This window comes from Streptomyces endophyticus, from assembly GCF_035798155.1.
Lineage (GTDB): Bacteria > Actinomycetota > Actinomycetes > Streptomycetales > Streptomycetaceae > Streptomyces > Streptomyces endophyticus.
In genome coordinates, this window is sequence record NZ_JAOZYC010000155.1 from 1 (window position 1) to 19,732 (window position 19,732).

The following is a 19,732-nucleotide window of genomic DNA, read 5'->3' on the forward strand; positions in this document are numbered from 1 at the left end:
CGGTACTGCTGCCCTGCAGTTCATCTCTGCCGGGCTTGCTCGATCTCGGCTACAAGAGAAACCATAACCACACCACCACCCAATGTCTACTCCAGCCACTACAGATTTCCGAGCGTTGGGTGGAGAGATACTCGACCTTGGCCGCGGAGTGGGTGCGGGTGGCCCCGCCCTCAGCCGCTCGTCCTCTCAGGCTGGCGCCGCTGTGTAGCCTCGGCGCCGCGAATCCCACGCTGCCGTTCAGCGCGGCTGGGCTGCACACTGGGGGCCGGACCGGTGGACCTGGCTCGTGATCGCCCCCCATGCCCAGCTGAGGCTCACCCGTGACGCGGCAGCTGACCTCCACCGCCCATGGGAGCAGCCCACCGGTCCGCCCGTCTCCCCGGCCCGGGCCCGGGCCCGGCGGGGGTTTCGGAGCCTCTGCAGGTACGAGCGGAGGCTGTCGCACGGCCGCACCGGAACCGTCCCGGCCAGGACCGGGACGGCCTCCCGGTGCGAAGAACAAACGCCAGGCCAAGCACCACGACGTCGGGAAGACGGCCAAACGCGCCGAGTCAATCAAGGAACACCAGGCCCGCCGGGGATAAACGCCAAGCTTAGGTGATCGATTCCAAGGGATTTGATGGTCGTAGGTGGTCAGGGCTCACATGACCGGTTGATCGGTGCGATCGCACCCGCATCAGGGGCCTCCCCCTTCCGTCCCAGTATCAACCTGTCCACTTCAGAGGGGCAGCCTCACTCGGTAGTTCCCGAGCCCAACCATCCACGCTCTCCTACCAGGCCCATTACGGCACAGCCAAGTGGCACATCGAACTCACACTGATCTCCCACGCCCAACCTGGAGGTCCGATGCCCTCGCAGTTCATGGATGCCAAGCAGACCGCCGAGTACCTCAACATGTCCATCACGTGGGTCTATCGGGACGCGCCTCGACTGGGCCTGCCCGCCTACAAGTTCGGGGCCGGACGTAACGCAAAGCTGCAGTTCAAGGTCCGCGACGTGGACGCGTGGGCTCGACAGCAGCGTCTCGGCTGATACGGCGAGGCTCCCGAAGCACTGGCCTGCGGGGCGTCCGGCGTATCACGCGCCAAATGCGAAACGCTCGACTCTGAGTGGCCCCTCCTCGGCTGATGGCCGAGCACGCGGGTACCGGGAGCGCCCATTGCGGGAACACGACAGAACCCTGGTGGCCCTCGATACCGGCCGCCGCCCACCCAACCCAGGCCGCGACCGACTCCCGAGATCTCTTCAGGCGGCGAAATCATGAAGCCCTCGGTCGAGGAGCCTCGCCGCTCGCCCGATCGAAGCCGGCATCAAGTGCCGGTAGATCCGGAACGTCACGTCGATGTTCTTGTGCCCCATCCACTCGGCGACATCCGTGATGGGGATGTTGTGTGCCAGGCAGTTCGCCGCGAAGAAGTGCCGGTACCCATAGATGGACATGCCGTCAGGGATGTCCACGTCCTTGCCGGGCAGCTTCCGGTACCAGATGTAATTGATCGTGCTGTGGTTCATGTGCTTCGCACGGGCTCCTCGGAGGACGTAACCGTCCTCGGTGGTCCCGTACTCCTCTACGAAGCGCTCGATCCCCTCCCGGATGCTCCGAGGCAGCGGAACTTCACGGAACTCACCAGGCTTCCGGTGCTTGAGCTTCTCAAGCCGCTTCGTTCGGTAGTGGACCTGCTCCGTGACGCGATATACGTCGTCAGCCACGATGTTGTTCACGTTCAAGGCCAGCGCCTCTCCGTTGCGCAGACCACAGCCGGCCATCATGTCCACGAACATCGAGAAGCGGTCGTGCTTCGCAGCCGTCTTGATCCCGGCCACCTGTTCCTTGGTGGGCACGATGGCCCTCTCGGCCTCGTACTGTGGCGCGTCGACGTCCTGCAGAGGATGCTCGTTGATCGCACCCTTGCGGTAGGCGTCGAGCAGCAGCGTCTTCAGAAGGACGTAGACCTTGAATTGGGTGGGGTCGGGTGTTCCCAGGCGGTCCATCGTCGTGAGGAAGTTCTCGACCACCATCGGGCTGAAGGTCTCCACACGCCGTGATCCGAGTTCCGGGATCAGGTGGTTGCGCGCCAGGTGCTCGTACTCGTACGCGGTTCCGTACGCGAGTCGCCGCTGTCGGCCCATATAGTCGCCGACGAACTCCTCGAACCGCATCTGGCCGTAGTGGCGTATGAGTTCGGCCTTGGACGCGGGTGTGTTGGACTTCCGCACGTACAGCTCGACGAGCCGCTCCTTGGCGGCGTCCTGCGTGCGGAAGCCGGACTCCTCCCGCTGCTTGCCGGCCGCGTCGCGGTAGCGGATGAAGTACGGGTGCGGGCAACGGGTGGGCTGGCTGCAGCTGCACGGCTTGGCGAAGGTGCCCATGCCGCGGGCGGGCTGCTTGGGGTTGACCGGAATGTTTCGACTCCGTCAAACCACGTGTGAGCTGGGAGTTCTCGCGGTTAGCGTCGGGATCATGACAGAGACGATCAAGACCGAGGCCCCACCCGCTCACCCGGTCCGCCAACTCCTCGCCGCCTCCGTCGGCAACGCCGTCGAGTGGTACGACTGGTACGCGTACACGTTCCTGGCGACGTACATCGCCGACCAGGTCTTTCCGAAGGGCGCCGACAACTCGCTCGTTCCGCTGCTCGCCACCTTCGCGGTGTTCGCGGTCGGCTTCTTCATGCGGCCGGTGGGCGGGTTGCTGATGGGGGCCGTCGCCGACCGGCGCGGGCGGCGGGCCGCGCTGACGGTGACCATTCTGCTGATGGGCGGCAGCAGCCTGCTGGTCGGCCTCACCCCGACGTACGCGTCCGTGGGGGTGCTCGCGCCCGTCATCCTGGTGCTCGCCCGGCTGCTCCAAGGGCTGTCCGTGGGCGGGGAGTTCGCGGCGTCGACGACGTTTCTCGTGGAGTCGGCGGGGCCGGGGCGGCGCGGGCTGTTCTCGTCGTTCCAGTATGTGTCCACGTCCATCGGGCAGTTGATCGCGTCGGGCGTCGCCGCGGTGCTCGTGGCCACGCTCGCCGAGGGGCAGATGGACGGCTGGGGCTGGCGGGTGCCGTTCCTGGCGGGGGCGGTGCTCAGCCTGGTCGGGTTCTGGATCCGGCAGGGGGCGCAGGAGACGCGGAGCGAGGTGCACGAGCGGCCGGGGCTTTTCGACGCGCTGCGCCAGTACCCGCGGCAGTCGCTGCTGATCTGCGGCATCACGGCCGGTGGCACTCTCGCGTACTACACGTGGACCTCGTACCTGCCGACGTACGCGGAGCTGAACACGGACATCGACAAGTCGCAGGCGCTGACCGTGGGAACGATCTCGCTGGCGTTCTTCGCGCTGCTGCAGCCGATCGGCGGGATGCTCTCCGACCGCTTCGGCCGCAAGCCGCTGCTGTTGTTCTTCGGGCTCGGATTCGCGCTGCTGAGCGTCCCGTTGCTGCACTCGCTGACGGGCTCCTTCGCCTCGCTGCTGTTCACGCAGTGCGCCGGCATGGTGCTGCTCACCGGCTTCACGTCGATCTCGGCGGCGGTCAACGCGGAGGTGTTCCCTGCGCGGGTGCGGGCGGCCGGGATCGGGTTCCCCTACTCGCTGACGGTGGCGCTGTTCGGCGGCACGGCGCCGTACATGGGCACGCTGTTCAAGGACCTCGGGCACAGCGGGCTCTTCCCGTGGTACGTCGCCGTGCTGTGCCTCGTGTCCTCGGTCGTCTATCTGCGGCTGCCGGAGAGCGCGCACGGCGAGCTCGACCGCTGAGAGCCCCTCAGCCCGCGGCCTCGTGCTTCCGCTCCCCCGGAGCGGGCACGGGGGCCGCGTCGGCCCTTCGTGAACCACTTGTACGTCGCTTTCCCGTAGTCGCTCGGGGAAATCAGCGAGTTCATGGAGTTCCACTCGACGTACATGGGACTCAGCTCGTCCGAACGGCCGATCCCGCAGGGGAAAATGTGCCGGTCGGTCCGGGTCACCCTCGGCGCGCTTCTGCAGTTTCCCCAGGAAATGCGGAACGGGTTCGAAGGATACAATCCGGCCTTTGTATCCGAACTGCCTGAGACGCTTTCCGTACTGAGGCCGTTCAGGAGTGTCCGGCACAGAGAAGCCATGGCCGACACCGTCGCAGACATGGCCCGCGCCCATGGTGGGGCCCGTCCCACATCACTCGAAACGGTGACCCTTCATATCCCGTGCGATATTCATATTGCGGGGTGACCATGGAAGTGCCTTTTCTGTGAAGGATGTAACCGCTGCTAGGTTACGAGCCCTCTCCTCGGAACTGGTCCGAGCGCACGGATTGACACACCTATATGACCCCCGTAAAAGTCACGGTTATCATTCCGACCCACAACACTGGCGAAGACGTCATGGTGGGCCTCACCGCACTGCGGAAACAGTCCATGCCCCGCACGGACTTCGAAGTTCTCTACGTCGACGACGGATCCACGGACGACACGGTCGCATTCCTCGAAAGGGAATTGGCCGACGAGGACACCATGCACGTCGTCCCCATGACCAACTCGGGCTGGCCCGGCCGCCCACGCAACACCGGCGTCGCCCGCGCGCGGGGCGAGTACGTGCACTTCGTCGACGATGACGACTGGCTGGCCCCGCAAGCGCTGGAGCGGCTCTACGCGCGCGCCAAGGACACCGACGCCGACATCGTGATCGGGCGCATGGCGGGGCACGGGCGCGGCGCCCCGCGGGCCCCGTTCGCCAAGCCGCTGGAGCGGGGGTCCGTGCGCGAGAACCCCGTGCTGCTGGGCAGCATGACGGTGCACAAACTGTTCCGCCGGCAGTTCCTGCTCGACCACGAACTGCGCTTCGAGGAGGGCCGGGTACGGCTCGAGGACCATCTGTTCACGCTGCGGGCCTACCTGCTGGCCAAGCAGGTCAGCACCGTGCCGGACTACACGACCTACCACTGGGTGCGGCACCGCAACGGCAAGCACAACATCAGCTACACCCCCATCGAGCCCGCCCCCTACATCGGCTCGGTGCGGCGCATCATCGCCCTGCTGCACGCACCGGACACCCAGGTGTCGGACGACGAGCTGCGGCACCGGTTCACCGCCAACTGGTACGGCGGCAAGGCGCTGAAGCGGCTCACCGGGAAGGGGTTCCTCGGCCAGGACGAGGAGCGCCGCGCGGCCTGGCGGCAGCAGGTCATCGAGCTCGCCGCCGATCTGCCCGACGCCGTCGACCGGCACCTGCCGGAGCGCCTTCGCGTGCTCTCCCGCCTGTGCCGCTCCGGCGACCACGAGGCCATCCACGCCTACGCCTTGTTCGAGAGCGAGGTGCGGCACCTCCCGAAGGTCGAGGAGGCGGCCTGGCGGGACGAGGCGCTCCGCGTCCGCACGCGCACATCGCTGGTGCGGACCGACCCGAAGACGGGCGAGAGCACCCCGCTGCTGTTCCGCCGCACGACGCACGCGACGCCGTCGGGCAAGAAGCGGGTGCGGTGGACCTGGCAGCCCCCCGCTCCCCTCGATGAGCTGCCCGGCCTCACCCCCGCGCTCGACTTCACCGAGCCGCTCAAGCACGCCAAGGCGCAGGGCCTCGTGCACCACAAGGCGGGCGGCACCCAGCTCGTGGTGACCACCGGCACCTCCACGTTGCGGCCCACTTCGCACGAGGCGGACCCCGACCTGTGGGAGATGCACTGGACGACGGAGTGCACCGTCGACCCCGCCGGCGTCGACGAGATCTCCGGGCCGCTGGAACCCGGCGCCTGGCATGTGTGCCTGCGCCTGAACGTGGGCGGCTGGCTCAGCGCGCCGCGCCTGTCCGGGGTGAAACTCTCCGTGCCGAGCGCCGAGAAGCCCGCGGTGGCCGAGCGGCCCCGGACCGCATCCCACCAGCCACGGCACGGCGTCGCGAAGGTGGCGGTCCGCGTGCTGCGCCGGGTGTTCCCCGCCGCCGCGTACCTGGCGCTGCGCGACCGGTACCGGCGCCTCATCGCCTCCGGCCGAAGACCCGCTCCGGTCGCGACGGTCCTGGAAGAGCCGCGGCGCGCCGAGCAGGCACAGGCGCTCAGTGTTTCCAGTACCCGCAGAACATGATGCGGTCCTTCGGTACCCCCTGAGCCACCCAGTGCCGGCGCAGTCCGGTGGCGAGGCCCGACTCCCCGACCGCCCAGCCGTACAACGGGCCGTCGGGGAGCGGCAGTTGACCGGCACGGGCCAGGGCGGCCGCGCCGGGCACGGGCGGGGCCGTGTCGCCCCGGTCGACCCACACGACCTCGACGCCGGGCGGCGCGGTGAGTTTCTGGCGGTCCTCGGGAGTCGGCACTTCCACGACGGCCCAGCCCGTGGTGTCGGCGGGCAGCGAGGCGAGGACACCGGCGAGCGCGGGCAGGCCCGACTCGTCGGCGGCGAGGGCGACTTGGCGGGTTCCCTCGGGCGGGTTGAAGCCGGTGCCCTCGTCGACGAGGACGACCGGGTCGCCGGGCCCGCAGTTCTGCGCCCAGGTCGCGGCGGGGCCGGCCGCGGCTTCGTCGTCGTGTCCGTGGAGCACGAAGTCGACGTCCAGTTCCGGGCCTTGGGGGCCTTCGGCGCGATGGGCGCGGACCGTGTAGTTGCGCAGGACGGGGCGGGTCTCCTTGGGGCCGCCGAGGAGTTTCAGGTAGCTCACCGTGGTCAGCCGGTCCGGGACCCGGCCGAGCGAGGCGTCCGCGTCGGGCCCGGACGGGAGGAAGAGGCGGAACCACTGGTCGTAGCCCATCGGCCGGAAGTGCGCGAGGTCGCCGCCGCCGAGAGTGACCCGGGCGAAGTGCGGCGAGAGGCGTTCACTGCGCAGGACGTGCAGGCGCAGGGGCCGCGCCGACTCGGGCTTGACGCGGGTGGCGGTGATGTTGCCGCGCTGCATGGCGTCTCCGTTCAGCGGTGCGCGCGGGCGGCCGCGACGTCGAGGAGTTCCTGGATGCGGTGGCCCACTTCGTGGGGGCCGATCGCATGGGTGTGGAAGGCGATGCGGACGTCCTCGTACTCCTCGGCGGCGCGTTCGAGGCGCAGGACGAGGCCCCTGCGGTCGAGGCGTACGGGCCGGATGTCCGCCACGTCGGACAGGTTCAACCCACCGACGGATTCGGCGAGTTGGACGAGCAGGTCCGCGTGGCCCGTGTCCAGGTGCGAGAGCAGTTCCGCCTCGACCCCCGCCAGCGGGTCGGGCGCCGCCGCGGCGAGTTCCGTCACGTCCAGGACGCGCACGGAGTCGTCCTCGGCGAAGGCGGCCCGCGCCGGGCGGAACACCAGGGTGTCGGGGCCCGCGCCCGCGAGGCGTCCGCTGAAGGCGAGGCGGGCCCGCACCCGGTCGCGTACGACGACGGGGGCCACGTCGGTGAACTCCGCGTACGCGGCGAGACCCGAGTGCGGCGCCGTGGCGAGCGCCGCGGTCAGCCGCGGGTCGGCGGGGTCGAGCAGGATGAGCCGGGACGCGGCGTCCACGGCGTAGAGCCCCACGCAGTCGAGCCGCAGCCGGGACCCGGTCGTGGTCAGGGTCAGGGTCAAGGTGTCGGCCGCGGCGAGGATCGTCCGCGCCCGCTCGGCGGGGGTGAGCTCCTGGTGCGCCACTGGGTTGACCATCTCCACTCCAAACTTAGGTAAGGCTCACCTTACTCACGTGAAGGATGTGGTGTCACCCCTGCCCCCCCCATGCCGTCACGCACCGGTCCCCCGCGGGGCGAAAGTGATGCGGGCCAAGCGGACACCACCGCCCAGCCGGACGCGCAGATCGCGCACACCGGAGGCCCTGAAGGGGGCCTCGACAGTGACGTAGTCGTACGGTCCGCCGGTCGCGGGCACCTCGACCCGGCAGCCGTCGGCCACGTCCACGATCCCCTCGCCCGCGACATCGAGGCGCACGGCCGAGACACCTTCCGTTCCGAAGTCGCAGTCCCTGTAGAGGAGTTCACCATCACCCGTCCCGGACACGGCGTCGCCATGCGCCCTGGTGCGGTCGACGATCTCGATGCCGCCGCACTGCTCGTCGTACGTCGCCGCGTCCAGGCCGTCGGCGAGGACGGGGCGCGGGGCGGGACCTTCGCCGTCCACGCGCAGGGTCTCGGCGAGGCGGATGTCCGCGCTGGAGGCACCGACGAGCAGTTCGTAGGGGCCGCCGGCGACGCTCCAGCGGCCGCGCGCGACGTCCCAGTGGCCGAACTCGGCGACCGGGACGCGGAAGGTGACCCGCTCCGAAGCCCCCGCGCCGAGAGTGATGCGGCGGTGGCCCACGAGTTGGCGGCGTGGGCGTGGCACGGCGGCGTCCACCGGGCGCAGATACAGCTGCGGCACCTCGTCGGCCGGGCGCGGGCCCGTGTTCGTGACGGTGAAGGTGACCTCCACCGTCGTGTCGTCCGGGCGGGCCACGAACAGCGCGTCGTAGGTGAACCGCGCGTAGGACAGGCCGTGCCCGAACGGGTAGAGCGGGGCGCCCTCGAAGTAGAGGTACGTCTGGCGTGAGCCGATGATGTCGTAGTCGAGCAGGCCGGGCAGGTCGGTGTCGGCCGCGTACCAGGTCTGCGGAAGCCGGCCCGCCGGGCTGACGTCCCCGGCGAGGACGCGGGCGAGCGCGCGGCCCGCGTCCTGGCCGCCGTGCGCGGTCCACAGCAGGGCGGGCAGTTCGGCGTGCGCGTCGGGGACGGCGTACGGGTACGAGGAGACGAGGGCGAGGGCCGTGCACGGGTTGGCGGCGCGGGCCGTGTGCCACAACTCCGCCTGTTGCGGCGGGAGTTCGAGGGTGGTGCGGTCCTCGGTCTCGCGGCCGTTGATGTGCGGGTCGTTGCCCGCGAGGACGAGCACGACATCCGCGTCGGCGGCCGTCCTCGCTACGGCGTCGGTGCCGCGCTCCACGACATCGACCTCGAAAACCGTGCCCTGGTCGGCAACCTTCAGGCCGTCGGCGGCGACCGACACGTACCGACCCGTCCCGGCGTGCTTCAGGAGGTGACCGTTCCCGTGCGGTTCGAGCGTGTACGTCTCCTGGACGACCCAGCCGCCCGGCCGCTCGGCGGAGGCCCGCACGTAGCCGTCGTCGGCGACCGAGAGGTAGCGGCCGTCGGGCGCGCGGAGCGTGAGGACGCCGGATCCCCAGTCGGCCAGGGCGAGTTCGGTGCCGTCGGCGGAGGGCGAGACGTGCAGCGGGGGCAGGTCGGTGCGGCCCGCGATCAGCGCGGGGTCGAGGGCCGCACCGGAGGCTTCGGGCGCCGCCTCGTCGCGAACGTCGGGAACACACACCCACCCTTCCGCGCACCGCAGCCGCACCCGGTCCACGCCCTCCGCGTACGTGACGCGCTCCGCGCCGAACCGTTCCCGCAGCCCGTCGAGGGGTGTCGAGCGGCGGATGGGGGTGCCGCTGTACCAGTCCGTCTTGGACTCGTCGGCGAGCAGGCCGACGACCGCGATCCGGGTGTGCGCGTCGAGCGGCAGCAGGTCGTCGTTCTTGAGCAGCACGATCGCCTGCTCGGCGGCCTCCTGGGCGAGCGCGCGATGGGCGTCGGTGTCGAATTCCCAGGCACGGTCGAAGGGGTCGGCGTCGGCGAACTCGCCGAGCCGGGCCCGTACTTCCAGCTGTCTGCGCACGGCCGCGTCGATGTCGGCCTCACCGATCAGCCCCTGGTCGTACGCGCGCCGCAGCCGCCCGACGATCGTCGAGGAGTCGGTGCCGTGGTCGGTGAAGCTGTCGACGCCCGCGCGCAGGGCGGCAGCGACCGCCTCCTCGTGGGTGGCGAAGTAGCGCTCGGAGTCGACGAGGTTGCTGGGCGCGCCCGCGTCGGAGCAGACGAGGAGCTCCTGGTCGGTCCAGGTCCGCAACTGCTCGCGCAGATAGGGCGATACGTGGTTGGGGCGGCCGTTGACGAGGTTGTAGGCGGGCATGACACCGGCCACCGCGCCCGCCTCCACGGGCCGCTTGAACGCCCGGAGGTCGTACTCGTGCAGCACCCGTGGGCGCACGGAAGCGTTGGAGGTGTCCCGGTCCGTCTCGTTGTTGTGGGCGAGCCAGTGCTTCAGGACGGGGGCCGTGCGCCAGTACTCGGGGTGGTCGCCGCGCAGGCCGCGGGTGTACGCCGTGGCGATCGCGGCGGTGAGGTGGGGGTCCTCGGCGTAGCCCTCCTCGTTCCTGCCCCACAGCGGGTTGCGCAGCAGGTTCACCACGGGCGCCCATACGTTGAGGCCGACGCGGTCGTCGCGCTGCCGCATGGCGCGGGCCTCGGCGGAGACGGCGTCGCCGATGCGGCGGAGCAGCTCGTCGTTCCAGGTGGCGCCGAGGCCGACCGCCTGCGGGAAGACGGTGGCCTCGCCCATCCACGCGACGCCGTGCAGCGCCTCCTGCCCGGTGCGGAACGCGGCGAGGCCGAGGCGCGGGACGCCGGGCGTGAACTGGTGCAGGAGCGCGATGCGTTCGTCGAGCGAGAGCCGGTCGAGCAGCTCGTCGACGCGCTTGCCGTCAGGGGCGGTGGAGCCGGGGTGGAGTGGCGGTCTTTCGGTCACGTGCGCGTCCCTTGGCCGGAGGAGAAGTCGGAGAGAGCGGAACCGTTTCGAAGCGCTTCGATGCTCGGTACTGCGGTGACCAGGTGTCAAGTACGGGGAAAGAAAAGCGCGTTCAGGAATGTGACGCACGCGTCTTGTGGCCGTGGGAGCGCTCCCTTAATCTCGCGGCAACATCGAAGCGCTTCGACATCTGCGCGACGCGTAATCCCCCGAAGGGTTGCTCCCATGACGCCGAACTCCCCCTCCACCGGCCCCGGCCGGAGAAGCTTCCTCGCCTCCACCGCGGTCGCCGCCGCGGCCGTGGCCGGCGGCGTGCCCCTGCTCACCGCGTGCGGGAGCGCTGCCGAGACGGGCGAGGGGACGACCTCAGGGAAGTCGGCGAAGAAGCTCCTTCCGACGTACGCGGCACGCTCCATCGGCACGCCCGACATCGCGTCGAAGAACGGGTCCTGCGTCGGCTTCACCAGCAAGGTGGAGCTGTCGAAGCTGGAGACGTCGGTGCCGAAGAAGCTCGGCACCGGGGCCAAGGTGAAGGTCATGGCCCCGTTCTGGGGACCGCCGCCGAAGGCCGACTGCGAGTACTACACCGCGCTCAACGAGGCATCCGGTGTGCAGGTCGGCTGGCAGAACCAGGACGGCAACACCTACGGCGAGAAGATCGGCGCGGTGCTCGCCTCCAGCTCGCTGCCCGACGTGCTGATCGTGCCCGGCTGGGAGCTTTCGGGCAAGATACCCGCCGCGCTCGTCGCGAAGATGATGGACCTCGGCCCGTACCTGGCCGGCAGCAAGGTGCGCGACTACCCGAACCTCGCGGCGATCCCGGCGGACGCCTGGCGGCGCGGCATCTTCGGCGGCAAGCTGCGCGGCATCCCGTACCCGTACTCGTACCTCCCGAACATCGCGCCCTTCTACCGCAAGGACCTCTTCGAGAAGGAGGGCTGGGAGCCGCCGAAGTCGGCACAGGAGTTCTTCGACCTCGCCAAGGAGATGACCAGCAAGAAGGCGGGGGTGTACGGCTGCGACGACATGAAGTGGTCGGCCTTCAACTTCTTCGGTTCGCTCGGCGGCAGCGAGAAGGCGCTCGGCTGGAAGCTGGAGGGCAAGAAGCTCGTCAAGCGCCTGGAGAGCGACGAGTACCTGGAAGCCCTGGAGTGGACCCGCAAGCTGTACGCCGCCGGGGTCGTGCACCCCGAGGCCAAGGCGCAGACCGGTGACGGCCTGCTCCGCTTCACCAGCGGCAAGGTCATGATGTGCAACGCCGACATCGCCTACTGGTACGGCAAGAGCGCGGAGATGCAGGGCAGCAAGGCGTTCCCCGACTTCGAGATGGCCGCGATGGACATCTTCGGGCACGACGGCGGCGACCCGAAGCTGTACGCGGGCACCCCGGCCAACGTCTGGGCGTTCGTCCGCAAGAACGCGTCCAAGGAGACCGTGAAGAACGCGCTCGCCGCCGCCAACTACGCCGCCGCGCCCGTCGGCACCAAAGAGCACATGCTCACCTATTACGGCGAGGAGGGCACCCACTTCACCCTGAAGGACGGCGTTCCGACCAAGACCAAGAAGGGCAACGCGCAGACGGTCAGCGCCTGGCAGATGCTGGCGGGCCCGGCCCCCTTCTTCGCCTATCCCGACCTGCCCGAGATCACCAGGGCGATGTGCGAGTGGCAGCAGCGGATGGGCGAGTTCGTCACCAAGTCGCCGTTCTACGGCATGACGATCGTCGAGCCCTCGCGCTACGCCACCCTGGAGGACAAGTTCGAGCAGCTGGAGGACGACTACGTCCGCGGCAACAAGTCGCTCGGCGACGTGCAGCAGGCGGTCAGCGACTGGAAGTCGCGCGGCGGCGACAAGCTGCGCGACTGGTACAAGAAGCTCCTCGACGAGAGCGGCGGCGCCTCCTGATGGCGCTGCACACCCAGCGCCCGCCCCGGGCCACCGGCTCCGCCGATTCCGCCGACTCCGCTGATTCCGCCGGTTCCGGCAGGGACGACCGCGTCACCTGGCGGATCCGGCTGCGGCGCGACCGGGCGCTCATCCTGATGACCGTGCCCGTCATCGTCCTGCTCCTCGTCTTCAACTACCTGCCGCTGCTCGGCAACGTCGTCGCGTTCCAGGACTACAACCCGTACGTCTCCACCAATGGCATCACCGCGATCCTGCACTCGCCGATGGTGGGCCTCGAACAGTTCCAGAAGATGGCCGAGGACTCCGACTTCTGGAACGCGCTCCAGAACACCCTCGTCCTCTTCCTCATCCAGCTGCTGCTGTTCTTCCCGGTGCCGATCGCGCTCGCGCTGCTCATCAACAGCGTGATCAGGCCGCGGGTGCGGGCCCTGTCACAGGCGATCCTCTACCTGCCGCACTTCTTCTCCTGGGTGCTCGTCGTCACCGTCTTCCAGCAGATGTTCGGCGGCGCCGGGCTGATCGCGCAGCTGCTCCGGGACCACGGCGTCGACGGCTTCGACCTGATGACGGACGCCGGGATCTTCAAGTACCTGCTCACCGCGCAGATGGTCTGGAAGGACGCCGGCTGGGGCATCATCGTCTTCCTCGCGGCCCTCGCCTCCGTCAGCCCCGAGCTGTACGAGGCGGCGGCCATGGACGGCGCGAACCGGTGGCGCCGCATGTGGCACGTCACGCTGCCCGCGCTGCGCCCGGTGATCGCGCTGCTGCTCGTCCTGCGCGTCGGCGACGCGCTCACCGTGGGCTTCGAGCAGATCCTGCTGCAACGCAGGGCGGTGGGCGCGGGCGCCTCCGAAGTACTCGACACGTACGTGTGGAGTACCGGCATCCAGCACGGCGACTTCAGCTATGCGGCGGCCGTCGGTCTGGTGAAGGGCGTGGTCGGGATCTGTCTGGTCCTGGCGGCCAACAAGTTCGCCCATCTGCTCGGCGAGCAGGGCGTGTACAAGAAGTGAGCGTGTACAAGAAGTGAGGGTGGACCCGAAATGAGCGTCACCGTCGAACGCCCGCGCCCGCGCGCGCAGTGGCAGGCGCCCGAGCGCCCGGTGTGGGAGGAGCCGCCGACCAGGGCGGGCCTCGGCGCCAAGGGCCTGATCCTCGCGGTGTGCTGTGTCGCGGTGCTCGGACCGCTGTGGGTGGTGATCGTCACGAGCCTGTCGCCGCGGCACGTCATCGACTCGGCGGGCGGTCTGGTGCTGTGGCCCGAGGCCATCACCTTCGTCAACTACCAGGAACTGCTCGGCGGCGGCCAGGTCAGCCGGGCGATGCTGGTCTCCCTGGGGGTGACGGGCGTCGGCACGGTGTTCTCGATGGGGGTGTCGGTCCTCGCCGCCTACGGTCTGTCCCGGCCGGGCTCGTTCGCGCACCGGGCGCTGCTGATGGCGCTGCTGACGACGATGTTCTTCAGCGCCGGGCTCATCCCGACGTATCTGCTGGTGCAGACGCTCGGCCTGACCGACACCTATCTGGCGCTGATCCTGCCGAGCGCCGTGAGCGTCTTCAACATCCTGGTGCTGCGCGGGTTCTTCATGAACATCTCGCAGGAGCTGACGGACAGCGCCCGCATCGACGGGGCCGGCGACCTCAGGATCCTGTGGACGATCGTGCTGCCGCTGTCCCGCGCGGTGATCGCCGTCATCTCGCTGTTCTACGCGGTGGCGTACTGGAGCGCGTGGTTCAACGCGATGATCTATATCGACGACCCGACGAAACTGCCGCTGCAGAACGTGCTGATGCAGCTCGTGCAGAAGAACACGGCGCTGCCGACGGGGCTGAGCCAGGCGGTCAACGCGGGTGAACTCTCCGCGCTCGGGCTGCAGATGGCGATGATGGTGCTGGCTCTCGCGCCGGTCGCGGTCGCGTCCCCGTTCGTCCAGCGGCACTTCAAGAAGGGGATGCTCATCGGGGCGGTGAAGGGGTGAGCATCGCGCCGGAGGGCCGTCTGTTGTTCGGCGGTGACTACAACCCCGAGCAGTGGCCCGAGGAGGTGTGGGCAGAGGACGTCCGGCTGATGAAGGAGGCCGGGGTCACCTCGGTCACCGTGGGCGTGTTCGCGTGGGCGAGGCTCGAACCCCGGCCGGGGGCGCGGGAGTTCGGCTGGCTCGACCGCCTGCTCGACCTGCTGCACGCGCACGGCATCGGCGTCGTCCTCGCCACCCCGACAGCCTCCCCGCCGCCCTGGCTGGGCCGCCTGCACCCGGACACACTGCCGCGCGACGAGCACGGGCACACCGTGTGGTGGGGCTCGCGCCAGCACTTCGCCCACTCCTCCGCCGCGTACCGCCACCACGCCGCCGCGATCACCGAGGACCTCGCCAAGCGCTACGGCCACCACCCGGCCCTGCGCATGTGGCACATCAACAACGAGTACTGCACCTTCGACTACGGCGACGAGGCGGCGCGCGCCTTCCGCGACTGGCTGCGCGCGAAGTACGAGACCCTCGGCGCGCTCAACACGGCCTGGGGCACGGCCTTTTGGGGCCAGCACATCGAGACGTGGGGCGACGTGATCCCGCCGCGCCACGCGCAGTACCTGCGCGGCCCGACGCAGCTCCTCGACTTCCGCCGCTTCACCTCGGACGCGCTCCTCGCGTGCTACGTCGCCGAGCGCGATCTGGTCCGCCGCCACACGCCCGCGCACATCCCGGTGACGACCAACTTCATGCCCCTGTGGACCGGGCAGGACGCGTGGGAGTGGGCGCGGCACGAGGACGTCGTGTCCGTCGACGTGTACCCGGATCCGCGCGACCCGCTGGCCGGGCAGTACAACGCGATGCTCGCCGACATGACGCGCGGTCAGGCGGGCGGCCGCCCCTGGATGTTGATGGAGCAGGCGGCGGGCGCCGTGAACTTCCGCCCGGTCAACTCGCCCAAGCCACGCGGCCTCAACCGCCTCCTCTCCCTCCAGTCCGTGGCGCGCGGCGCCGACGCCGTCTGCTACTTCCAGTGGCGCCAGTCCCGGCAGGGCGCGGAGAAGTTCCACTCGGCGATGCTCGGCCACGCGGGCGCGGACGGCCGGTCGTTCGAGGAGATCAAGCAGATCGGGGCGGACCTCGCCCGGTTGGGTCCCGCGGTCGCCGGCACGCGCCTCACCGCCGACATCGCCGTGCTGCACGACTGGCACTCCTGGTGGGCCGGCGGCCAGGACGCCAGACCGTCGGCACACCTCGCGTACGAGGAGGTGGTGCGGGCCTGGCACCGGGCGCTGTGGGAGGCACACCTCACGGCCGACTTCGCACACCCCGAACACGACCTGTCCGCCTACACGTTGGTGGTCGTCCCGCAGCTGTATCTGCTGACGGACGCGGCGATCGACAACCTCGTGGCGTACGTGCGCGAGGGCGGGGCGCTCGTGTGCGGGTTCTTCACGGGGGTCGCCGACGCGGACGACCGGGTGCGGCCCGGCGGCATGGACGCCCGGCTGCGCGAGCTGCTCGGCATCCGCACCCTGCACGAGTGGTGGCCGCTGGCGCCCGGCGAATCGGTCGACTGCGGCGCGTTCACCGGCACGCTGTGGTCGGAGGAGCTGACGGCGGCGCCCGACGCCGAGGTCACCGCGGCGTACCGCGGCGGCGAGCTCGACGGCCTGCCGGCCGCCCTGCGCCGCGGCCGCGCCCGCTATCTGTCCACGCTCCCGCGACCGGAGGCCCTGCGCGCACTGCTCGCGGACGCCGCCGCCGAAGCGGGCGTACGGCCTCCACCGACCGGCCTCCCCGCAGGGGTGGAGGCCGTACGTCGCGGGGAACTGCTGTTCCTGCTGAACCACGGGAAGGAGTCGGTGACGGTCGCCGTCGCGGAGGGCGGTCGGGACCTGTTGACCGGGGCGCGGGTCGAGGGACCGGTGACGCTCGGCCGGTTCGGCGTCGCGGTACTGGAGGCCGAACCGGTGGCCGGACCGGACGCGACACGGGACGCCGGACCGGGCGCCGGACTGGGCGCGGCACCGGACGCCGGACCAGAGGCGACACGGGACGCCGGACTGGGCGCGGCACCAGACGCCGGACCAGACTCGACACCAGACGCGACACGGGGCGCCGGGCCGGACGCAGCACCAGACACCGCACCAGGCTCCGGACCGGACGCGGCACCGGACGCCGGGCCGGACGCGGCACCGGGTGTCGGGTCCGGCGTGGTGTCGGGCAGCGCGGCGGCCCGGTGATCCCCGAGCATCCCCACGGCACCTGGGAGACCGTGCCCGCCGGACGCTGGGAGGACGCGTACCTCAGCGGGAACGGTCGGCACGGTGCCCTGGTCTTCGGTGATCCGCGTGACGACCGGGTCGTCGTCACCCATCACAGTCTGGTCCGCCCGGACGGTGACCCGCAGCCGGGGCCGCCCGCGCTCGCCCATGAACTTCCGTTGCTTCAGGACCAGTTGCTCGCCGGTGACGTGACGGCGGCCGAGCGGTTCACGGATGGGCGGCCGCTGCGGTGGGTGCGCGCGTTCCATCCGGCGTTCCAGGTGCGCTTCGTGCGCGGCGACGGGGCGGGGCGCGGCTACCGGCGGGCGGTCGGCTTCGCGACGGGGGTGGCACAGGCTCGGTGCGGCGGATGGGGCTCGCGGGTGTTCGTGTCGCGGGCGGACGACGTGGTCGTGCAGCACGTGACCGGCGCCGGGCTCGACGGCGAGGTGGCACTCGACCCGCACCTGAGCGGCGTCCCCGCCGGCCTCGGCGTCGGCCGCGGCGTCGTCCTGACCCCGTACGGCGCCCGGCTCACGCTGCGCTGCCACTACCCGGACAGCGACCTCGCCTTCACGGGGGTGACGCTCGCGCTGGTGCGGGGCGGGCGCACCTCGGTGGGCGGCACGGGGCTGCGCGTCGAGGGCGCGAGCGGACTGCTGCTCCTGACCCGGGTGCGCAGGCATGCCGGGGAGCTGGACACGGCGCGCGAGGCGGGGGCGCTCGCGGACCTGATCGATCCGAGCGGCTCCACCGACGCGACGTACGACACCCTCCTCGCCCGTCACGAGGCCCTGCACCGCCCCGCCTACGAACGCGTCACCTTCGACCTCGACGCCCCACGCCACCAACGCGGCCTGTCCGGCAGCGAGTTGCTCGACCACCCGTCGAGCCCGGCCCTCCTTGAGCGGCTGTTCGCGGCCGGCCGCTACCACCTGCTCAGCTCGTCGGGCGCCCTGCCGCCCCGGCTGACCGGGCTGTGGACCGGCGAGTGGGACACGGCATGGTCGGGCGCGTTCACCACGGACGCGAACCTGAACCTCCAGACTGCGTCGGCGGTCGCCTGCGACCTGCCCGAGACGATCGAGGCCCAAGGGGCGCTCATCCAGGGCCAGTTGGCGCATTGGCGGGACAACGCACGGCTCGTCTTCGGCGCCCGTGGCATCGTCGCGCCCGCACACACCGACGGCGAGTCGGGACACGCGTACCACTACCAGCGCGCCTATCCGATGCATCTGTGGACGGCGGGCGCCGACTGGCTGCTCACGCCGCTGCTCGAACAGGCCGAGGCCACCGGCGAGCGGCCCGCCTGGCTCGCGGCCGCCGTCACCGAACTCGCCGTGTTCTACGAGGACTTCCTCACGCGGACGGGCCCCGACGGGCGGATCGCGATCGTGCCCTCCTACTCCCCGGAGAACCGGCCCGCGAACGCGAGCTGGGGCACCGTCAACGCCACCATGGACATCGCGGCGGCCCGGCACGCGCTGCGCACCGCCGCCGCCTGGCACCCGGGCCCCGACGGCGACCGCTGGGCCGCGCTGGCCGACCGACTCCCCGACTACCGGCTCAACGGGGACGGGGCGCTGGCCGAGTGGGCGTGGCCGGGCCTCGACGACAGCTACGACCACCGGCACCTCAGCCATCTGTACCCGGTGTGGCCGCACCACGACATCACCCCGTACGACACCCCGGACCTGGCGAAGGCGGCGCGGCGGGCGCTCGAACTGCGCGGCGCCGAGAACGATTCCGCGCACGGCCATCTGCACCACGCCCTGATCGCGGCCCGGCTGCGCGACGCGCCGCGCGTCGCCGACTGCCTGCGGCACGTCCTGGCTGGCGACCACTTCCACACGTCGCTGATGAGTTCGCACTATCCGCGCCGCGACGTCTACAACGCCGATGCCGCGCACGCCCTGCCCGCGCTGGTCACGGAGGCGCTCCTGCAGTCCACGCCCGAGCGCCTGGTGCTGCTGCCCGCGCTCCCCGCCGACTGGCGGCGGGGAGCGGTCCGGGGCCTGCGCACGCGGTTCGGTGCGCGGGTGGATCTGCGCTGGGGCGGCGGCAGGTGCACGGCCGTGGTCCGCGCGGACCGGGACGCGGACGTGGACCTTCAGACCCCTGCGGGCGACGGAGGACGGCTGCGCCTCGGCACGGGGGACGTGCGCGACCTCACCGTCAGCGCCTGGTAGTTCGTGCCCGGGGAGACGGGTGCCTGCTCAGAAAAGTGTCGCAGTCATACGTAGAACTGCGACACTTTTCTCCGGTCAGACAAGCTCCGCCAGCTCCGCCAGCACCCGCGCCGCCGGCGCCGGGTCGACCAGCCACTTCAGGTGCGAGCTGTCGAGGGTGCGGACGCGGAAGGGGTTGTCCGGAGTCAGCGCGTCGCCCTCGCGGATCATCCGGTCCTGGACGGCGGGCGGCACGCTGGCGTCGCGCGCGAGGCGTACGTACGTCTTCGGGATGCGGCCCCATGTATCGGCCTGCGCGCGGTCGTCCTCGGTGCCGACGTCGAGGTTCTCGTCGGGCTGGAAGGTGTTGAGGAAGGTGCGGAACTCGTCCTCGGTTCCGTCGGCGAGGAAGGCCGACCTGAACGCGTCGAGCGCCTTCTCGTCGGCGGTGCGGAAGTTGACGCGGAGCAGCCCGAGTTCGGCCGGGTCGCCCGCCATCGCGAGACCGAGCGCGGCGACGTCGACCGAGGCCATCTCCGGCTCGGCGTAGTAGCCACTCGCGGTGAGGTCGACGGGGCACCAGGACGCCACGTAGACGATGTGGTCGATCAGGTCGGGGCGCCGGTTGGCGGTGACCGTGGCGGTGAAGCCGCCGCGGCTGTGCGAGACGAGGACGACGGGCCCGTTGGCCTTGGCCCGTTCCAGGACGCCGATCAGGTGCGCGACGTTGTCGTCGAGGGTGACTCCCTTGATGGCGCCCGGAGTCGAGGCGAGGCCCTCCGGGTCCTGCGGGGCCTGGTACGCGGCCGGGTAGGTGGCCGCGAATCCGTGGCCCGGCAGGTCGACGGCGGCCGAGCGGTGACCGAGCAGGCCGAGCTCCGCCTGGAGCGGCGCGAAGGAGAAGGAGTTGGCGAACGCTCCATGGACGAGGACGTACGTCGGGTGCACAGGCACGCTCGCT

The 19,732-nt window shown here is 70.6% G+C and carries 13 protein-coding genes; 8 read left to right on the plus strand and 5 right to left on the minus strand.

All coding sequences use genetic code 11. From position 1 onward, the window contains the following. Positions 1–846 precede the first annotated feature (846 nt). Complete coding sequence (locus OKJ99_RS31415) at positions 847–1,032, plus strand: helix-turn-helix domain-containing protein (protein WP_326021346.1); 186 nt, start codon at positions 847–849, stop codon at positions 1,030–1,032. 213 nt (positions 1,033–1,245) lie between these two features. Here the strand turns inward: OKJ99_RS31415 and OKJ99_RS31420 are convergent, their stop codons facing one another. Then, positions 1,246–2,370 carry a tyrosine-type recombinase/integrase gene (locus OKJ99_RS31420; protein WP_326021347.1) on the minus strand — a complete coding sequence of 375 codons (1,125 nt, stop codon included), beginning with the start codon at positions 2,368–2,370 and terminating at the stop codon, positions 1,246–1,248. A 91-nt stretch (positions 2,371–2,461) separates the two neighbouring features. Between OKJ99_RS31420 and OKJ99_RS31425 the strand changes: the two genes are divergently transcribed. Both OKJ99_RS31425 and OKJ99_RS31430 read left to right on the plus strand, forming a co-directional pair. Continuing rightward, positions 2,462–3,736 (plus strand): MFS transporter, encoded by a 1,275-nt coding sequence (locus OKJ99_RS31425; protein WP_326021348.1) that lies wholly within the window; start codon positions 2,462–2,464, stop codon positions 3,734–3,736. A gap of 545 nt (positions 3,737–4,281) precedes the next feature. After that, positions 4,282–6,033, plus strand: a complete 1,752-nt coding sequence (locus OKJ99_RS31430) for a glycosyltransferase family 2 protein (protein WP_326021349.1) — start codon at positions 4,282–4,284, stop codon at positions 6,031–6,033. On the opposite strand, the gene OKJ99_RS31435 is transcribed toward OKJ99_RS31430, so the two are convergent. From OKJ99_RS31435 to OKJ99_RS31445, 3 genes are all read right to left on the minus strand, one after another. Next, a complete protein-coding gene (locus tag OKJ99_RS31435) occupies positions 6,005–6,838 on the minus strand; it encodes a siderophore-interacting protein (protein WP_326021350.1) in 834 nt (277 codons plus the stop codon). The two genes, OKJ99_RS31430 and OKJ99_RS31435, sit on opposite strands and share 29 nt — an antisense overlap. Before the next feature lie 11 nt (positions 6,839–6,849). After that, positions 6,850–7,554 carry a DUF2470 domain-containing protein gene (locus tag OKJ99_RS31440; RefSeq protein WP_326021351.1) on the minus strand — a complete coding sequence of 235 codons (705 nt, stop codon included), beginning with the start codon at positions 7,552–7,554 and terminating at the stop codon, positions 6,850–6,852. Positions 7,555–7,629: 75 nt separating this feature from the next. Further along, positions 7,630–10,458 carry a glycoside hydrolase family 3 C-terminal domain-containing protein gene (locus tag OKJ99_RS31445; RefSeq protein ID WP_326021352.1) on the minus strand — a complete coding sequence of 943 codons (2,829 nt, stop codon included), beginning with the start codon at positions 10,456–10,458 and terminating at the stop codon, positions 7,630–7,632. Between the two features lie 225 nt (positions 10,459–10,683). On the opposite strand from OKJ99_RS31445, the gene OKJ99_RS31450 reads away from it, so the two are divergent. The 5 genes from OKJ99_RS31450 to OKJ99_RS31470 are packed head-to-tail and all read left to right on the plus strand — an operon-like array spanning position 10,684 to position 18,792. Next, positions 10,684–12,363, plus strand: a complete 1,680-nt coding sequence (locus OKJ99_RS31450) for an extracellular solute-binding protein (RefSeq protein ID WP_326021353.1) — start codon at positions 10,684–10,686, stop codon at positions 12,361–12,363. Continuing rightward, entirely contained in the window at positions 12,363–13,379 is a 1,017-nt protein-coding gene (locus OKJ99_RS31455; protein WP_326021354.1) for an ABC transporter permease, read from the plus strand. Before OKJ99_RS31450 ends, OKJ99_RS31455 begins: the two co-directional genes overlap by 1 nt. Positions 13,380–13,409: 30 nt before the next feature. Continuing rightward, on the plus strand, positions 13,410–14,345 hold the full coding sequence (locus OKJ99_RS31460; protein WP_326021355.1) for a carbohydrate ABC transporter permease: 936 nt from the start codon (positions 13,410–13,412) through the stop codon (positions 14,343–14,345). Continuing rightward, positions 14,342–16,582 carry a beta-galactosidase gene (locus OKJ99_RS31465; protein WP_326021356.1) on the plus strand — a complete coding sequence of 747 codons (2,241 nt, stop codon included), beginning with the start codon at positions 14,342–14,344 and terminating at the stop codon, positions 16,580–16,582. Before OKJ99_RS31460 ends, OKJ99_RS31465 begins: the two co-directional genes overlap by 4 nt. Further along, positions 16,579–18,792 (plus strand): glycosyl hydrolase family 95 catalytic domain-containing protein, encoded by a 2,214-nt coding sequence (locus OKJ99_RS31470; protein ID WP_407700805.1) that lies wholly within the window; start codon positions 16,579–16,581, stop codon positions 18,790–18,792. The genes OKJ99_RS31465 and OKJ99_RS31470 overlap by 4 nt, the downstream gene beginning before the upstream one ends. A gap of 75 nt (positions 18,793–18,867) precedes the next feature. Here the strand turns inward: OKJ99_RS31470 and OKJ99_RS31475 are convergent, their stop codons facing one another. Beyond that, a complete protein-coding gene (locus OKJ99_RS31475; RefSeq protein WP_326021389.1) occupies positions 18,868–19,719 on the minus strand; it encodes an alpha/beta fold hydrolase in 852 nt (283 codons plus the stop codon). Positions 19,720–19,732 lie beyond the last annotated feature (13 nt).

Coding starts and splice junctions, on each gene's coding strand:
- OKJ99_RS31420 (WP_326021347.1), bottom strand. CDS start 2,370: ATGGGCACCTTCGCCAAGCCGTGCAGCTGCAGCCAGCCCACCCGTTGC.
- OKJ99_RS31450 (WP_326021353.1), top strand. CDS start 10,684: ATGACGCCGAACTCCCCCTCCACCGGCCCCGGCCGGAGAAGCTTCCTC.
- OKJ99_RS31435 (WP_326021350.1), bottom strand. CDS start 6,838: ATGCAGCGCGGCAACATCACCGCCACCCGCGTCAAGCCCGAGTCGGCG.
- OKJ99_RS31425 (WP_326021348.1), top strand. CDS start 2,462: ATGACAGAGACGATCAAGACCGAGGCCCCACCCGCTCACCCGGTCCGC.
- OKJ99_RS31415 (WP_326021346.1), top strand. CDS start 847: ATGCCCTCGCAGTTCATGGATGCCAAGCAGACCGCCGAGTACCTCAAC.
- OKJ99_RS31460 (WP_326021355.1), top strand. CDS start 13,410: ATGAGCGTCACCGTCGAACGCCCGCGCCCGCGCGCGCAGTGGCAGGCG.
- OKJ99_RS31455 (WP_326021354.1), top strand. CDS start 12,363: ATGGCGCTGCACACCCAGCGCCCGCCCCGGGCCACCGGCTCCGCCGAT.
- OKJ99_RS31440 (WP_326021351.1), bottom strand. CDS start 7,554: ATGGTCAACCCAGTGGCGCACCAGGAGCTCACCCCCGCCGAGCGGGCG.
- OKJ99_RS31430 (WP_326021349.1), top strand. CDS start 4,282: ATGACCCCCGTAAAAGTCACGGTTATCATTCCGACCCACAACACTGGC.